This is a genomic window from Elusimicrobiota bacterium (genome assembly GCA_041660925.1).
Classification (GTDB): domain Bacteria; phylum Elusimicrobiota; class Elusimicrobia; order UBA1565; family UBA1565; genus JBAZUV01.
Genome location: JBAZVI010000006.1, coordinates 25,302 through 41,640 on the forward strand (window position 1 = coordinate 25,302; position 16,339 = coordinate 41,640).

The following is a 16,339-nucleotide window of genomic DNA, read 5'->3' on the forward strand; positions in this document are numbered from 1 at the left end:
CTTCAGAAGCGGACTTCTAGGCCCCCGCGGTACGCTCGGCCGGGCATGGGGACATCGGAGGTCTCCTCGCGGTACTTGTTGCTGAGGTTGTCGACCGCGAAGAAGCCGGTCCAGCGGCCCAGGAAGCGCGCGCGGACGACGGTGCCGAGGACGTGATAGGCCGGGAGCATGCCGAGGGTGCCTCCGGAATAGCGCCGTTGTCCCACCCAGAGGTTGTGGAGGTCCCAGTCCAGCCAGGGCCGCGGCTGGAGAGTCAGCCCGGCGGTGAACTTGTGCTCGGGTGCATAGAGGAGCTGCCCCTGCACCTGAGCCGCCAGGATCCCGGTCCCGCGCTGGGTGATGGTGTTGTTCGTCGTCTGCTGGAAGGAGTGGTTCCCGTAGAGGCGGAGCGGGGGCAGGAGCCGCTCGCTGATCTCCGTCTCGACTCCCCAGATGGACGCGGAGCCGCTGTTGAGGACCTTCAAGGCGTTGGCGGGACCGCGCAGCCCGAGGATGTCCTTGGCCTCGTTGTTGAAATAGGTCACGCCGAGATGGTGGCGGTCCGCGGCCTGAAACTCCACCTTCGCCTCGACGGTCTGGAGGGACTCCGGGGTGAGCTCGGGGTTCTCGGCGATGGTGAGTCCGCCGGCTCTCCTCTCGTAGACCTCGCCGAAGTTGGGAGCGCGGAAGGAGCGGCCGTAGGAGCTCTTCAGGGTCCAGTGCTCTCCGAGGGTGTAGACGAGGCCGGCGCGCGGAGAGAAGAAGCTCGGCGACAGGGAGTTCTTGTCCCAGCGGCCGCCCGCCTGGAGGTAGAGGTCGGGCAGCGGACGCATCTCGAGCTGGGCGAAATAGCCCTGCTCGGTGATGTCGTGACGGTCGGCGTCCGTCACGTCCTCCCAGTTGTTGCGCAGCTGCACTCCGGACACCAGGGAATAGTCCTCCAGGAAGGACCAGGTCGCCTGCAGCTCCCCGCCGACCCGGTAGCTCGTGAGTATCCCGAGGAAGCTCTGCGCCTCGTAGTAGTTCCAGTACGCCCGGGGCACGAGCTCCAGCGTCTCCACGGGCTTCCAGGACGCGGAGGTGTTGGCGAAGTACTCGGCGTAGTGCGTGTCGTTATGGGTGCTGGGCGCGCTGCGCGTCATGGAGTACTGATGGATGCCCTGGTCGTAGCCCAGGGAGAGCTCCGCGGGGCCGCGGTCGAGCCGGAGGAAGAGGTTCCCGGCGTAGGTGGATTCGTTGCTGTTGACCAGATGCGGGCCCTGGGACTGGTAATAGCGGCCGGAGACGAACATCGCGGACTCCCGTTCCTGCCACTCGCGCCCGTACTCCGCCCCCCCCTCCTTCGTGTCGAAGGAGCCGTAGCTCCCCCGCGCGCGCAGGCCGGGGTCGGTCCGTCCGCTCTTGGTGAAGATCTGGATGACCCCGTCCATGGCGTTGGTCCCGTAGAGGGAGGAGGCGGGCCCCTTGAGGATCTCGATGCGGCGGATCTTGTCGATGGAGATGCGCTCGTCCGGGTCGAAGGAGCCGAAGAAGTAGTCGTTGACCGGCCGGCCGTCCATGAGCAGGAGGATGCGCTTGTTCGTGTGGGTGGAGCTGCCGTTGAGGCCGCGGTTGTCGACGTGCACGACCTCGTAATCGGCGGCGCCGGTGGCCGAGTTGCTCACGCGCACGTCCATCCCCGGGACCAGGCGGAGGATGTCGGCCAGACTCCGCGCGCCCAGGCGCTTGAGGTCCTCCGCGGTGAAGACGGTCATCGAGGCCGCGACCGTGCGCAGCTTCTGGGGCTTGCGCCCGGCGGTCGTGACGATGGCCTCCTGCTCGAAGAAGTCGAAATCCGACTTCGAGGCGTCCTCCGCCTGCGCGGGAATCGCCGACAGAAGGGCGAGCAACGCGAGTAGCCTTCCCATTTGTTCCGTTTATAGCATTTCCGGTCGCGCGGCTAACATCCACTTATCGAGGCAGTGCTCGCATCATCTTGACGAGCGTCGATCCTGAAAGGATTCACGCTTTCCGGCGGAGGATGTTGATCTCGATGCGTCGGTTGGCGTTGCGGCCTTCCGGGGTGTCGTTGGGCTTGATCGGCCGGTACGCGCCGAAGCCGATGGCCGAGAGGCGCGAGGAGGGCACCCCGTAGGCCTCGAAGTACTTGAGGATGGTGAAGGCGCGCGCGGCGGAGAGCTCCCAGTTCGTGCGGAAATAGGAGCTCCGCCCCAGAGGGCGGTCGTCGGTGTGTCCCTCGATCTGGATGGGGTTGGGGAGCTCGGAGAGGGCCTCCGCGAGCTTGATGAGATGCGGCGTGGAGCTCTCCTTGAGGCGGTCGCTGCCCGACTCGAAGAGGATGGGAGAGAGGAACACGATGCGCATGTTGTCCTCGGTCACCTCGATGCGGGCGATCTGCTGGATGCCGTGCTTGGAGAAGAGCTCCTTGAGCACGGTGCTCTCCTTGCCGAACTGCTCCTCGACTCCCTGCAGGCTCATCTGGAGGCTCACGCTCTTCGTCGCGACGGCCGCGTAGAGGAGCAGGAAGAAGATGACGAGGTAGCTCATCAGGTCGCCGTAGGTGACGGCCCACAGGGCGCTCTTGTTGAGCTGGGATTCGAGGTCTTCTTCGCGCTCCTCCCAGGAACTCACGCGGCGGCCTCCGGCGAGCGCAGGCCCGAAGCCATGTCGAGGCGCCGCTGCTCGGAGTAGGAGGCCAGGTGCAGCTCGACGAGGTAGGGGGCCTTGCCCGAGGTGATGTCGAGCACGCCCTCGAGCACGATCTCGAGGATGAGGGTCTCGCGCATCGCGGTGAGACGGAGCTGCCCGGCGACGGGGACGCAGAGCAGGTTCGCCATGCCGATGCCGATGAACGCCGAGGAGAGGGCGAGCGCCATGTAGGGCCCCATCTTGGAGGGGTCGGAGAGCGTGCTGAGCACGTGGATCATGCCGAGCAGGGTGCCCATGATGCCGAACATCGGCGAGAGCACGCTGACCGTGCGCCAGAAGTTCGCGTCCTCCTGGCGGGCGAGGCGGCGGTGCTTGATCTCCTTCTCCATGATGCGGCGCGTCTCGTCGGACTCCCCGGTCGAGATGGCGACCATGATCGCCCGGTTGACGAAGCCGTCGAGGATCCCGCGGCCCTCGTCGCGCAGGGCGAGGAGGCCGCCTCCTCCCTGGGCGACGCGCGCGAGGCGCACGCCCTCGGCGACCGCCTCGTCGACGCTCATCTCGCGCTGCGGCAGGAGCAGGCGCAGCAGGGCCTTGAGCGCGCTGAAGCTCGTGCCGATGGGCGTGCTGATGAGCATGGCCGCGAAGGTCCCGCCCACGACGACGAGGATGCCGTGGCCGTTGACGAAAGCCTGGCCCGCGCTCTTGCCGATGATGTTCGAGAGCACGATGGCCAGCCCGCCGAGCAGACCGATCCAGACTCCGATGTTCATCTTCCCCTCCCCGTCTCGTTACGCAGGATGTAGCCGACCCGGATGACGGCCTCGATGCGGCGGCCGGCGTCTCCGAGCTTGCGGCGCAGATTCTCGATGTGCTTGTCGACGGTGCGCGTCGTCATCGTCGGGTCCCCGCCCCAGACCTGCTCCAGCAGGATGCTGCGCGTGAGCACGCGGTTCGACTGGCGGATGAGGTAGACGAGGAGGTCGAACTCCAGGCGCGTGAGCTCGATCTCGTTGGCCTTCACCCTGCAGACGCGCTGGTCGAGGAACACGCTCACGTCCGAGAAGCGCAGGACCTCCTCCGGCGGAGCGGAGGCGGCGGTGCGGCGCAGGAAGCCGTCGATGCGGACCAGCAGGAAGTCCGGGTCGAAGGGCTTCACGAGGTATTCATCGGCGCCCGAGTGGAAGCCCGCGACCACGTCCGCGGTCTCCTTGAGCGCCCCCGACATGGCGATGATGACGAGGTTGCGGGTCTGCTCGCTGTTGCGCAGGACGCGGATGATCTCCTTGCCGTCCATGCCCGGGAGCTGCATGTCGAGGAGGACGACGTCCGGCTTCGTCTTGAGCATCGCGTCGAAAAAGCGGCCGGCGGTCGGATGCAGCGAGGTCTTATAGCCCTTCGTCGAGAGGAGCTTGACGAGGTAGTCCCCCATCTCGGGGTCGTCCTCGACGACCGCGACCGAGGGGCTCCCCGAGGAAGCGCCTCCTCCGGACGCGGTCCGATCGCGGCCGGCCGAGGGAGGCATCAGCTCCGCGGCCCCTTCTTCAGCGCGCTCTCGACGCGCGCAAGGAGGTCGTGGACCTCGAAGGGCTTGACCACGTAGTCGTCGGCCCCGGCCGCGAGCCCCTCGGAGACGGGGCCGAACTCGGCGCGGACCGTGCAGAGGATGATCGGCGTCCCCGGGCGGGGGCCCGCGCCGCGGATGCGGCGGCAGATGTCGATGCCCGTCATGTCGGGGAGGTGGACGTCGAGGACCACGAGGTCGGGAGACTTCTCCGCGTAGAGCGCGAGGCCCTCCTCGCCGTTGACGGCCGCGTGGACCTCGTAGCCGGCCCCTCCGAGCACGTCCTTGAGGACGGCGCGGAAGTCTTCGTCGTCCTCGACGACCAGGAGCCGGGCGCTCACGGGAGCTCCACTTTCAAGCCGTCGCGGGCCGCGAAGCAGTCGATGTCCGCCCCGGCCTTCCGGATGAGCCCGCGGCAGTGCTCGATGTGGGCGTCCATGAGCTCGTCGGTGTGCTCGGGGTCGTGGTGGAAGACCGCGAGCCGCCGGGCCTCGGCGCTCAGGGCGACGCGGACGGCGTCGTCGAAGGTGCTGTGTCCCCAGCCGCGCTTGCGGGAGTACTCCTCCTCGGTGTACTGCGCCTCCCCGATGAGCACGTCGCTGCCGCGGGCGAACTCGACGATGGCCGCGTCCTGGCGGCGCGAGGTCTCGTTGTCCCCGTCGAGCTTCGCGAAGGGCTCGTGGTCGCTGAGGTAGGTCACGACCCTCCCCTGCGCCTCGATGCGGAAGCCGATGCAGACGCCCGGGTGGTTGAGGTGGTGGAAGGAGACGCGGGCGACCCCGAAGTCCACCGCCGTTGTCATCTCGACGAAGCTGAGCCGGCAGGAGAGGCTCGCCAGAGGGATCGGGAAGTAGTCCGAGGCCATGGAGCCGCTGAAGACCTTCTCGAGGCTCCCGTGGGCTCCGCGCACGCTGTAGAGCGTGAAGGAGTTCTTCGGGTTGTAGAGCGGAGTGAAGAAGGGGAAGCCCTGGATGTGGTCCCAGTGCGTGTGTCCGACGAAGATGTGCCCGTCGATGGGCCGGTCGGGGTTCTCCTTCAGGAGCTGGAGCCCCAGCTCGCGCAGCCCGGTGCCGCAGTCGATGATGAGGTGGAGGTCGCCGACGCGCACTTCGGTGCACGAGGTGTTCCCCCCGTAGCGGGCCGTCTTCGGCCCGCCGGTGGCGCAGGAGCCGCGGGTGCCCCAGAAGCGCACGAACATGGGAGGACGCGCGGAGCCCGCGACCGAGGCCGGCGCGGGAGCCGGGCGCGGCGCGGGGGCCGCCGCGGGGGCCTGCGGGCGGGGAGCGGCCGCCGACGACCGGCTCGGAGCGCCGCGCAGCAGCGCAAGGACCTTCGCGCGCAGGTCCTCGATGGAGAAGGGCTTCACGATGTAGTCGTCGGCCCCGGCGGCCTTCGCCTGGCTCTTGTCGGTGGCGAAGGGCTTCGAGGAGCAGACGAGGATGCGGACCCCCGGGACCCCGTCGGGAGCCTTGAGACGCTGGCAGAGCTCGTAGCCGTGCATGCGCGGCATCATGAGGTCGGTGACCACGACGTCGGGCCGCCAGGCGAGGGCCTTCTCGAGGGCGTCCTGCCCGTCGACGGCGGTCTGGATGTCGTACTCCTCGGCGAGGAGCGTGGCCGCGAACTCGCGGACCATGGGGTCGTCTTCGACGACCAGGACCTTCCGTTTATCAGCCATCGAGGTTCCTCAGAGTGTCGAGCAGGGCCGCGTGCTCCGCGGAGGCTTCCTGCCGGCGTTTGCGCAGCTTCTGCACTTCGGCTTCCGGGGCGCGGCCGGCGAAGACGGGGTCCGCGAGGCGGTCCTCGCACTGCTTCACGTCGTTGGAGAGGCGCTCGACCTCCTTGGCCAGGCGCTTGCGCTCCTTCTCGAAGTCGATGACGCCCGCGAGCGGGACGTAGAAGGTCACGCCCGAGACGGCGGCGGTGGCCGACTGCGGAGGCCGGCCGGCGGCGGGCGCCAGCGCCTCGATGCGGGCGAGCTGGCGCAGGTAGGCGGCATGCTCGAGGAGGAGCCGCTCCTCGGCGGCGTCCTTCGCCGCGTGGTGCGCGACGATCTTCAGGGCGGGCGGGACGTTGAGCTGAGAACGCAGGGCCCGCAGGGCCTTCACCGCGTCCATCACGAAGGCCATGCGCGCCTCGGCCTCGGCGTCGGTCCAGCCCTCGGGCCGGGGAGCGCCGGACTGGAGCAGGAAGTCCGCCTTCTCCCCCGAATACGGCTTGAGGGCGCCCCAGAGCTCCTCGGTGATGAACGGCATGACCGGGTGCAGGAGCTTGAGGGTGCCGGAGAGGACCCCGACGAGCACGGTGCGCACGGCGCGGACGTCGGGGGTCTCCTCGCCGGCGGGGGCGGCCAGGAGGCGCGCCTTGGCGAGCTCGACGTACCAGTCGCAGAACTTGTCCCAGAGGAACTCGTAGACCGCGTCGGAGGCGGCCGCGAACGCGTAGTCCCCCATCTCGGACTCGACGCGGCCGCAGAGGGCCTGGAACTCGGAGAGGATCCAGCGGTCGGAGAGCTCGAGCTTCGAGCGGTCGAGGTCCTCGAGGCGATAGGACCCCTGGGGGACCTCGGGGAGGTTCATGAGCACGAAGCGCGTCGAGTTCCAGAGCTTGTTGGCGAAGTTGCGCGGCCCGCGCAGCGAGTCCTCGGCGTAGGGGATGTCGCGGCCCGGATAGGCCTGCATCGCCAGCGAGAAGCGGAAGGCGTCGGTCCCGTACTTGTCCATCATCGTCAGCGGGTCGACGACGTTGCCCAGCGACTTGGACATCTTCTTGCCGCTCTTGTCGCGCACGATGCCGTGGATGACGGCGTCGCGGAAGGGGGCCTTGCCCTCGAAGTGGAGGCCCATCATCTGCATGCGCGCGACCCACAGGTAGAGGATCTCGTAGCCGGTGACGAGCGTGCTCGTCGGATAGAAGAAGTTGAGGTCCGCCGTCTTCGCGGGCCAGCCGAAGACGGAGAGCGGCCAGAGCGCCGAGGAGAACCAGGTGTCGAGGACGTCGGGGTCCTGGAGCCACTGCGAGCCGCCGCACTTCGCGCAGGAGCCGGGCCGGTCGGCCTGGACGCGCACGCCCGGGGTCTTCAGGTCCTCGCCGGAAAGGCGGATCTGGACGGCGGTGGCGTGCGCCTCGATCTCCGAGAGGGAGAGCCCCGCTTTCAGATGCGCGCTCAGCGGGCCTTCCGCGCCGAGGGACTCCCCGCCCTTCTCCTTCGCGGGCATGAAGGCGACGACTTTGTCTCCGTGGCAGCCGACGCAGTACCAGACCGGGATGCGGTGCCCCCACCAGATCTGGCGCGAGAGGCACCAGTCGCGGATGTTCTTGAGCCAGTTGCGGTAGGGGACGTCCCAGGTCTCGGGCTGGATGCGGAACTCCCCCTTTTCGCTGGCGGCCAGCGCCTTCGCGGCGAGCGGCCCCATCTTCATGAACCACTGCGCGGAGACGAGCGGCTCGATGGGCTGCTGGCAGCGGTAGCAGACGCCGACGGAGTGCTTGTAGTCCTCGGTCTTCTCGAGGCAGCCGACGGCCTCGAGAGCGGCGACGACGGCCTCGCGGGCCTTCTCGCGGACGAGGCCCGTGAAGTGCACGCCCGCCGCGGGCGCCATGTGCCCCTGGAAGTCGATGACCTGCAGGGGGCCCGACATCTCGGTCTTGTGCCGCGTCCAGATCTCGAAGTCGTTGGGGTCGTGCGCCGGCGTGACCTTCACGGCGCCGGTCCCGAAGGAGGCGTCGACGTGCGGATCGGCGACGACCGGGATCTCGCCGTTGGAGGCGCCCTCGCGCAGGGGCAGGCGGAGCTTCTTGCCGACGAGGGCGCGGTAGCGCTCGTCGTTGGGGTTCACGGCGACGGCGGTGTCGCCGAGCATCGTCTCGGGGCGGGTCGTGGCGACGACGAGGCCGGGGCCGCCGTCGGCGGCGGGATAGCGGATGTGCCAGAGGTGCCCCTTGCGCTCCTCGAACTCCACCTCGATGTCGGAGAGCGCGGTTCCGCAGCGCACGCACCAGTTCACCATGCGCGCGTCGCGGTGGATGAGTCCCTCGTCCCAGAAGCTCTTGAAGGCGGCGAGGACGGAGGCCGCGCGGGTCTCGTCCATCGTGAAGGCCTCGCGGCCCATGTCGAGGAGGCAGCCCAGGCGCTCGAGCTGGCCCATGATGGTCTTCTTGCAGTCGCGCGTCCAGGTCTGCATGAGCGCCAGGAACTCGGCGCGGCCGACGTCCTGGCGGCGCTGGCCCTTGGCCTTGAGCTGCTTCTCCATCACGTTCTGCGTCGCGATGCCGCCGTGGTCGGTGCCCGGGACCCAGCAGGTCTCGCGGCCGTGCAGCTTGTGGTGACGGATGAGGGCGTCCTGGAGCGTGTTGTTGAGGGCGTGGCCGATGTGGAGCGCGCCGGTCACGTTGGGAGGAGGGATGACGATGACGAAGCGGTTGCGCGGGTCGCCGGCGGCCTTCGCGTGGGCGAGGCCCGCCTTCTTCCAGGCCTCCACCCACTTCTTCTCGACGTCCTGCGGCTGATAGACTTTATCGATCACGCCGCGATTATAGGATATGGACTCGCGCGCGCGCCAGCACACGCGCGTACGGGCGGAGGCCTAGCGTTCGAGGAAGGCTTCGAGGCCGCGCGCGAGCGCGCGGGCGAGCCTCTTCTGGAAGGCCGGGTCCGAGAGCCGTCGGGCTTCCTCGGGGTCGCGGAAGTTCCCGAACTCCACGAGCACGCTGGGGACGTCCTCCCCCTTCACGATGACGTACTGGCCGCGGTCCACCTCGGCCGCCGGGAACCCCCCCTCGCGCAGGGAGCGGGCCAGAAGCACGGCCAGCCGGCGGGAGGCCTCGACCTGCGCCTGCGGGGGCGCGGGGAGGAGGAGGCGGCGCAGCAGGCGCTCATGGGAGCGCCCGTAGAAATAGACCACGATGCCGCGGCCGGCCTGATGGGAACCGAGCCGCCGGTCGTCGACGTGCAGGCTCAGCAGCGCCCGGGCCCCGGCGGCGCGGGCCTTGTCCACGCGCTCGACGAGCCCGATGTACTCGTCGCCCTCGCGCAGAAGGAGCGGACGGAGCCCCGGCAGGGCGCGCAGCTCCTCGGCCAGACGCCGGGAGAGGGCGAGCGTGGCCTCCTTCTCCATCCTCCCGCGGAACGTCACCCCGAAGTCGCGCCCGCCGTGCCCCGGGTCGACGGCCACCACGACGGCGGCCGTCGAACGCTCCACGGCGCAAGCCGGAGAGACTAAGAGCATCGTCACCAGGAGGAGATTCATCTCGGGAAGGCCGTCTTCCGCCCCCCGCAGTCCCCCTCTCCCGCCACGCCGGGAGAGGGGGTGCTGGGGGTGAGGGGCGAGCTAGAGGAGTTCAGCAGCGAGCGCAGCGAGCGGCGAGCGCTCGATCTTCGTGAACTTCACGTGCCCGAAGAGATGCTGGCCCTTGAAGCGCTCGACGAGGTTCGTGAGGCCGTTGGAGGCCGAGTCGAGGTAGTAGTTGTCGATCTGATACGGGTCGCCGGTCAGGACGATCTTCGAGTTCCGTCCGACGCGCGAGATGATGGTCTTGATCTCGTGCGGGGTCAGGTTCTGCGCGTCGTCGATGAGGATGTACTGGCCCGGCAGCGAACGGCCGCGCAGGTAGGCGACGGCCTCGACCTCGAGGCGTCCGTCGTCGAGGAGCATCTGCACGTCGAGGTCGCTGTCCTCGCGGCGGGAGCGGTCCATGAGGAACTCGAGGTTGTCGTAGATCGCGCCCATCCAGGTGTTGAGCTTCTCCTGCTTGGTGCCGGGGAGGTAGCCCAGGTCGTGCCCGACGGGGACGACGGGCCGCGCGATGAGGAGCTTGCGGTAGGCGTGCTCGTTGAGGACCTGCTCGAGGCCCGCGGCCAGCGAGAGCAGCGTCTTGCCCGAGCCGGGGACGCCGACGAGGGTGACGAGCTGCATCTCCTTGCGCATGAGCAGCTCCATCGCGAAGCGCTGCTCGGTGTTCAGCGGCTTGATGCCCCAGGGCATGGACTCGGAGCGGACCAGGGGGACCACGGACTTGCTCTCGACCTCGTAGCGGGAGAGCGCGCTCGAGGAGCCGCCGCCCTCGTTCTTGAGGATGAGGAACTCGTTGGGGCGCAGCTCCTTGGCCCTCGCGTCGTCGAGCTGGAGGCGCTTGTCGCGGTAGAAAGCGTCGATGTCGGCCTGCTTGAGCGCAAGCTCGCGCATGCCGGTATAAAGGTCGTCGACGTTGACCTTCTCCTTCTCGTAGTCCTGCGTGTCGAGACCGATGCTCTCGGCCTTGATGCGGAGGTTGATGTCCTTGGAGATGAAGATGACCTGGCTCCCCTTCTTCTTCAGGTACTGGGCGACTCCGAGGATCATGTTGTCCTTGGAGCTCGAGAGGAACTGTGCGGGCAGGCCGTCGGAGTGCATCATCTCGACGCGCAGGCTCCCCCCGTGCGGCAGGGGCACCCCGTCGGTCAGCCGACCCTTCTGGCGGAGCTGGTCGAGGGAGCGCGCGACCATGCGCGCCGCGCGGCCGCGCTCGTCGTTGCTCCGCTTGAAGGTGTCGAGCTCCTCGATGACGGGCAGCGGGATGACCACGACGGAGCCCTCGAAGGCGTAGAGGGATTCCGGGTCATGGATCACGACGTTGGTGTCGAGGACGAAGGTCTTCATTTAGCGCTCCACAGAGGATAGGATCGGTCCCCCTGATTCGACGGGAGTATCCGGGGAGTCGAACGGCGCGACGAACGAACGGAAAGCCTCGTTGGCGAGGAACACGCCCTCGCGGGTCAGGCGGGCGAGGCGCGGAGTCCCCGTGCGGGGACTGCGCACGAGCTCGACGAGCCCGCGGCGGCGCAGGGCCTCGAGCTCCGCGGAAAAATGGCGGCGCATCGCCGGGGTCAGGAGCACGCCGTCGATGAGGCGCAGGCCGAGGAGCAGGTCCTCGCCGGCCTTCGCCTTCCCCGCGAGCGACTCGGTCATGATCGCGGGGCTCTCGCCGCGCTCGATCTTCGCGCAGTAGTCGGGAAGCCGGTCGTCGTTCTCGTAGCGGACCCCGTCGAGGTGGCCGGCGGCGCCGCAGCCCAGGCCGATGTAGGAGCCGTTGAGCCAGTAGTTCGTGTTGTGGACCGACTCCTTGCCCGGCCGGGCGAAGTTGGAGATCTCGTAGTGCCTGTAGCCGGCCCTGGCCAGGGTCTCGATGGCGGCCTCGAGCATCTCCCGGGAGAGGTCCTCGTCGACGGCGACCTTGCGCCGGGAGAAGAGGGTGCGGTCCTCGACCTTCAGCGCGTAGACCGAGAGGTGGTCCGGGCCGAGGTCGATGAGCTGGCGCAGGCTGCCGAGGGCTCCCGAAAGGCTCTGCCCGGGCAGGCCGAGCATGAGGTCCACGTTCGGGGAGAAGCCGCGAGCCACGGCGTCCCCGTACACCTTCCGGAAGTCCTCCCAGCCGTGCTTGCGTCCGATGGCCTTGAGGAGGCGGTCCTCGGTGGTCTGCAGGCCGATGCTCAGCCGGCTCACGCCGGCGCGGCGCAGGACGTCGAGCTTCTCCGCGTCGAGGCTCTCGGGGCTCGTCTCGACGGTGACCTCGCGCAGGTCCTCGAGACGGCCGTAGCGGCGGGAGAGGATGCCGAAGAGCTCGGCGAGGGCCTCGACGGGCAGCTCGCTCGGCGTCCCCCCGCCCACGTAGAGGGTCTCGGGACGCGGGCCGGGGCGGACCTTCGCCTCGCGCTCGAGCGCGCTCAGGTAGCGGCCGACCTGCGACCTCTGGCCGGAGAAGGCCGTGAAGTCGCAGTAGAAGCACTTGATGGAGCAGAACGGGACATGGACGTAGAGCCCCGGCGTCGGACGTGGTCCGCGCGCGGACGGGCTCCTTCGTCCCGGATCTCGTTCAGTCAAGCGTGCGGGTCAGGCGAGCTTCTTCATGAACGCCGTGATGAGGTCCATCGGCAGCGGGAAGATGACCGTCGAGTTCTTGTCCGCCGCGATCTCGGTGAGCGTCTGCAGGTAGCGCAGCTGGAGCGTCGCCGGGCTGCGGCTCATGATCTCCGAGGCCTGGGCCAGCTTCTCGGCGGCCTGCTGCTCGCCCTCGGCGTGGATGATCTTCGCGCGGCGCTCGCGCTCGGCCTCGGCCTGCTTGGCCATGGCGCGCTGCATCTCCTGCGGGAGGTCGACGTTCTTGACCTCGACGTTCGCGATCTTCACGCCCCAAGGCTCGGTGTGGGTGTCGAGGATGCGCTGGAGCTCGACGTTGATCTTGTCGCGGTTGGAGAGGAGGTCGTCCATCTCCATCTTGCCGAGCACGCCGCGCAGGGTCGTCTGGGCGAGCTGGCTCGTCGCGTAGTAGTAGTTCTCGACCTGGAGCACCGCGTTGCCGGCGTCGATGACGCGGTAGTAGACCACCGCGTTGACCTTCACCGAGACGTTGTCGCGGGTGATGATGTCCTGCGGCGGGACGTCGAGCACGACGGTCCGGAGGCTGATGCGGGTCATCGCCTGGATGCCGGGGATGACGAAGATGAGGCCGGGTCCCTTGATCCCGGAGAAGCGGCCGAGCGTGAAGATGACTCCGCGCTCGTACTCGTTGAGGATCTTGATGGACGTGAAGATGAGGACCGCGACGATGATGACGATGGGGGACAACCCGAACATGTCAGCCTCCTGTGAGGACCGTCTGGGCGCATTCTCTCATTAAACGCCCCCCGCGTTCAAGGCGGAGGGGTCCGGGGATCCTCAGCGCGGATTCCCGGGCGAAGTGCTAAGGCCGCAGATAAAAATCTTCCGGAGTGTTGGGCTCGCTTCGCCGGATGAAGAGCCGCTTCTCGGCCGCGATGCCGAAGAGGGTCTGGAGGATGTCGGTCAGGATGGGCCGCGAGGCGTAGTAGCCGTGGCCCAGCCCCCCCACGCCGAGCGCGGGGGCGTCGATCTCCCCCACGTTGACGACGTCGACGCCCGGCTCGCGCTCGCAGGCGCCCATGCGCCGCCCCTTGTTGTAGCTCTCGGAAGCCGCGATGGCGTTGTCGTTATAGGAGCAGTAGACCGTGACGCGGTCGGCCAGCGGCTTGAAGCGCGGGGACAGGCGCTTGAAGTCCTGGACGGGGAAGTCCGGCGCGTTGAGGATGAGCTCGCCGACGACCCCGCGCCCCGTGAGGGCGGGGGCCGCCTGCGCGAGCGCCGGAAGCACGACCTGATGCCCCATGGAGTGCACGACGACGTGGGCCTTGCGCCCGCTCTCGGCGAGGAGGCGGAAGAAGGCGGCCGCCTGCGGCTGGGATTTCGCCGCGTTGGCCCGGTTGTTCTGATAGGTGATGTTGACCATGCGCCCTTCGAGCGCGCCGTCCCCCGATCCGGCCGGCCAGGAGAAGAGCAGGACCGGCCCTTGGAACTTGAGGTCGTAGGCGATCTGCGCCGCGCGGAAGACGGCCTCCTGGAACTTCACGTTGAAGCCGTGCACGAAGACGAGGACGTCTCCGGGAGGTGCCGCACGAAGCGCTTCGAGCAGGCCCTTCTCGTCGAAGGAGGTCTGGGACACCGCCCGGTAGTAGCGGTGCGGGTCCGCCCGCGGCCCGTCGGCGAGTTCGAAGCCGCCGACCTTGTGATGCTTCGGGACGTTGATCCCGCAGACGCCGAAGGACGTCTCCTTGGAATGCTCGATGCCGAAGGCGGCGTCCCCGCACTCGGAGAGGTCGCCGAGCGGGGCGCGGCTCGTCGCATAGTACACATCGACGGTCTGGGTGTCGGAGTAGGGCCGGGTCAGGAGCGCGTCGAGCTCCTTGAGCAGCGCCGGGGAGCCGTAGGCACGGGTCGGGACGACCGGGGCGGCGGGCGGGGCGTGGGAGCAGGCGGCGAGGAGGGCGGTGAAAAGGTAAAAGAGGATGCGGGGACTCGGCGTTCTCATGGGATGATTCTAATCCTCCTCCCATGCCGCGTCAAGCAGGGCGGGTATTCCCGGAGGGAATCCCCGCCGGGGGGTAAGATAAGCTGTTACAGGCGCCCGAGATGCTTTCATAAAACGGTCCTCGTTTCACCAAAGGCCTCCGGACGCCGGCAATAGCTTATTTTGACGGTCCGAGAATCCCCCCAGGGATTCTCGGACCCTAAATTGGTATGCTCGAGGCCATGAAAGGGCAAGTGGTGTACATGTACGCCTACGACGTGGCGTACGAGATCGACCTCCCGAAGGTCCGCGAGCTCATCACCCAGCGCGCGCAGTTCCTCGAGGTCCGGCCCGACAAGACCATCCCGCGCGACGTCCCCTTCCACCGCCCGCTCGTCCTCGCCGAGCATCCCATCATCGTGCAGACCGCGCGCGGTCCGATGACGCTGCACCGCGAGGCCAAGCTCTACTCCATCGGCGCCGTCTCCATCTCCATCCGGGCCGACTTCGAGGTCCCCGCGCTCAAGGACCTGCTCCCCTACCACGACCTCAAGCTCGAGGGGGAGCGCAGCATCGACGACGTGGCCGGCGGCTTCGCCGAGCAGGTGCTCGACTCCATCCGCCCCCACCTCCTGCGCCCCTCGCCGACCAAGGGGAACCCCGAGGCCTACACGGTGTTCTGCCTCTACTCGCTCGAGCTCGGCACGAGCAAGGACGCGCAGGAGTGGCTGCGGGCCAACCGGCGCGAAGCGGCCGGACTCCTCACCGAGGAATCCCATTTCGAGGGCCTCAGCGAGGCCGAGGTCATGGAGACCGTCTGCCACACCCATTCCTACACCACGAAGGACCTCTTCGTGGTGGACTGGAATAGCGCGCTCATCATCGACCCCGACGGCCAGCCCGACGACCTCCTCTACCCCGTCGAGACGGCCAACGTCCAGCTCACCGAGTTCCGCGTCTACGACCGCATCCTCGAGGAATCCGTCGACCGCGCCTACGACGACCTCGAAGAATACACGCGGAAGAACCCCCTCATGCGCGCCCCCGGGGACATCCTCCAGCGCCTGCGCAGCATGCGCATCGACCTTGAGAAGATGTCCGACGAGGTCTCGAACATCACCAAGTTCTTCGGCGACTGGCACCTCGCCCGCGTCTACATGTCCTGCGCGGAGCGCTTCCACATCAAGGACTGGCAGGCCTCCGTCGAGAGCAAGCTGCGCACGCTCGACAGTCTCTATAACATCGTCATCAGCGACATCAACAACCGGCGCATGCTCGTCCTGGAGGCCGCCATCGTGGGCCTCTTCGTCGCCGACCTCATCCTCATCTACCTCACCGCGAAGTGAGCGCCCCCCACCGCGCCGGCTTCGTCGCCCTGCTCGGCCGCCCCAACGCGGGCAAGTCCACCCTGCTCAACGCCCTGCTCGGCCAGAAGCTCTCCATCGTCTCCCCCAAGCCGCAGACGACGCGTCACAAGCTCCTCGGCATCATCAACGGCAACGACTACCAGCTCTGCCTCCTCGACACCCCCGGCTGGCTCGACGAGGCCCAGGACGGCCTCCAGAAGACCCTCATCCAGATGGCCCGCTCGGCCGCGCGCGACGACGCCGACGTCATCGTGCTCGTCGTCGAGCCCACCCCCCCCGCCGCGGCGGACCTCGAGTCCCTGCGCTCCTCGCTGAGGGGCGACAAGCCGCTCGTCCTCGTCGTCAACAAGTGCGACTTGCGCGAGGCCCCGGCGATCGAGGCGGCCAAGACCGGCTGGGCGGCGCTCAACCCGGTGAAAGTCCACGCGGTCTCCGCGATGAAGGCGACGGGCGTCGCCGCGCTGCGCGCCGACCTCATCGCCCTGCTCCCCGAGTCCCCCGCCTTCTACGACAAGACCCAGGCCTCCGACCGCTGGGAGCGCTTCTTCGCCACCGAGTTCATCCGCGAGACCATCTTCGAGAACCTGCACGAGGAAGTCCCCCACGCCTGCGCCGTCGAGATCGAGCGCTACAAGGAGCGGCCGGGCAAGCCCGACGAGATCAACGCGACCATCTACGTCGAGCGTGCAGGGCAGAAACCCATCCTGCTCGGGAAGAAGGGCGCGATGATCCGCACGCTCACCGAAGAGAGCCGTCGGAAGATCGAAGCCTTCACGGGCCGCAAAGCCGACCTCGAGATCTGGATCAAGATTCGAGCGAACTGGCGCAAAGATGCCGGGGCGCTCAGGGAACTCGGTTACACGCTGTAACGTCTCATCCGTCCCCCACCCCAGAAACCAAAGCCGGCAGGAATCTTGCCTCCTCGTGGACGCGGTTGCCTCGT

General features: G+C 68.1%; 14 protein-coding genes. 2 read left to right on the top strand and 12 right to left on the bottom strand.

Annotation, left to right across the window (positions count from 1 at the left end):
• Positions 1–2 precede the first annotated feature (2 nt).
• From WC969_09515 to WC969_09570, 12 genes are all read right to left on the bottom strand, one after another.
• Entirely contained in the window at positions 3–1,886 is a 1,884-nt protein-coding gene (locus tag WC969_09515; GenBank protein ID MFA6030079.1) for a TonB-dependent receptor, read from the bottom strand.
• Between the two features lie 94 nt (positions 1,887–1,980).
• Positions 1,981–2,610: a flagellar motor protein MotB gene (locus WC969_09520; GenBank protein ID MFA6030080.1), complete on the bottom strand. Its 630-nt coding sequence runs from the start codon at positions 2,608–2,610 to the stop codon at positions 1,981–1,983.
• Complete coding sequence (locus tag WC969_09525; GenBank protein ID MFA6030081.1) at positions 2,607–3,401, bottom strand: MotA/TolQ/ExbB proton channel family protein; 795 nt, start codon at positions 3,399–3,401, stop codon at positions 2,607–2,609. Before WC969_09525 ends, WC969_09520 begins: the two co-directional genes overlap by 4 nt.
• Positions 3,398–4,153: a response regulator transcription factor gene (locus tag WC969_09530; GenBank protein ID MFA6030082.1), complete on the bottom strand. Its 756-nt coding sequence runs from the start codon at positions 4,151–4,153 to the stop codon at positions 3,398–3,400. The genes WC969_09525 and WC969_09530 overlap by 4 nt, the downstream gene beginning before the upstream one ends.
• Positions 4,153–4,533, bottom strand: a complete 381-nt coding sequence (locus WC969_09535; protein MFA6030083.1) for a response regulator transcription factor — start codon at positions 4,531–4,533, stop codon at positions 4,153–4,155. The genes WC969_09530 and WC969_09535 overlap by 1 nt, the downstream gene beginning before the upstream one ends.
• A complete protein-coding gene (locus WC969_09540; protein MFA6030084.1) occupies positions 4,530–5,870 on the bottom strand; it encodes a response regulator in 1,341 nt (446 codons plus the stop codon). Before WC969_09540 ends, WC969_09535 begins: the two co-directional genes overlap by 4 nt.
• A complete protein-coding gene (locus tag WC969_09545; protein MFA6030085.1) occupies positions 5,863–8,718 on the bottom strand; it encodes a valine--tRNA ligase in 2,856 nt (951 codons plus the stop codon). Before WC969_09545 ends, WC969_09540 begins: the two co-directional genes overlap by 8 nt.
• A 60-nt stretch (positions 8,719–8,778) precedes the next feature.
• Positions 8,779–9,441 (bottom strand): N-acetylmuramoyl-L-alanine amidase, encoded by a 663-nt coding sequence (locus WC969_09550; protein MFA6030086.1) that lies wholly within the window; start codon positions 9,439–9,441, stop codon positions 8,779–8,781.
• Positions 9,442–9,522: 81 nt separating this feature from the next.
• Complete coding sequence (locus tag WC969_09555; GenBank protein ID MFA6030087.1) at positions 9,523–10,830, bottom strand: PhoH family protein; 1,308 nt, start codon at positions 10,828–10,830, stop codon at positions 9,523–9,525.
• Complete coding sequence (gene hemW / locus WC969_09560; protein MFA6030088.1) at positions 10,831–12,051, bottom strand: radical SAM family heme chaperone HemW; 1,221 nt, start codon at positions 12,049–12,051, stop codon at positions 10,831–10,833. It abuts the gene before it with no gap.
• Positions 12,052–12,060: 9 nt separating this feature from the next.
• Positions 12,061–12,804, bottom strand: a complete 744-nt coding sequence (locus WC969_09565; protein ID MFA6030089.1) for a slipin family protein — start codon at positions 12,802–12,804, stop codon at positions 12,061–12,063.
• A gap of 106 nt (positions 12,805–12,910) precedes the next feature.
• Positions 12,911–14,050: an alpha/beta hydrolase gene (locus WC969_09570; protein ID MFA6030090.1), complete on the bottom strand. Its 1,140-nt coding sequence runs from the start codon at positions 14,048–14,050 to the stop codon at positions 12,911–12,913.
• A 221-nt stretch (positions 14,051–14,271) separates the two neighbouring features.
• Here WC969_09570 and WC969_09575 point away from each other — a divergent pair, with 221 nt between their 5' ends.
• Both WC969_09575 and era read left to right on the top strand, forming a co-directional pair.
• The gene (locus WC969_09575; protein MFA6030091.1) at positions 14,272–15,375 is read left to right on the top strand and encodes a hypothetical protein; all 1,104 of its coding nucleotides are present in this window, start codon (positions 14,272–14,274) and stop codon (positions 15,373–15,375) included.
• Entirely contained in the window at positions 15,372–16,265 is an 894-nt protein-coding gene (era, locus tag WC969_09580) for a GTPase Era (GenBank protein ID MFA6030092.1), read from the top strand. The genes WC969_09575 and era overlap by 4 nt, the downstream gene beginning before the upstream one ends.
• Positions 16,266–16,339: the final 74 nt, after the last annotated feature.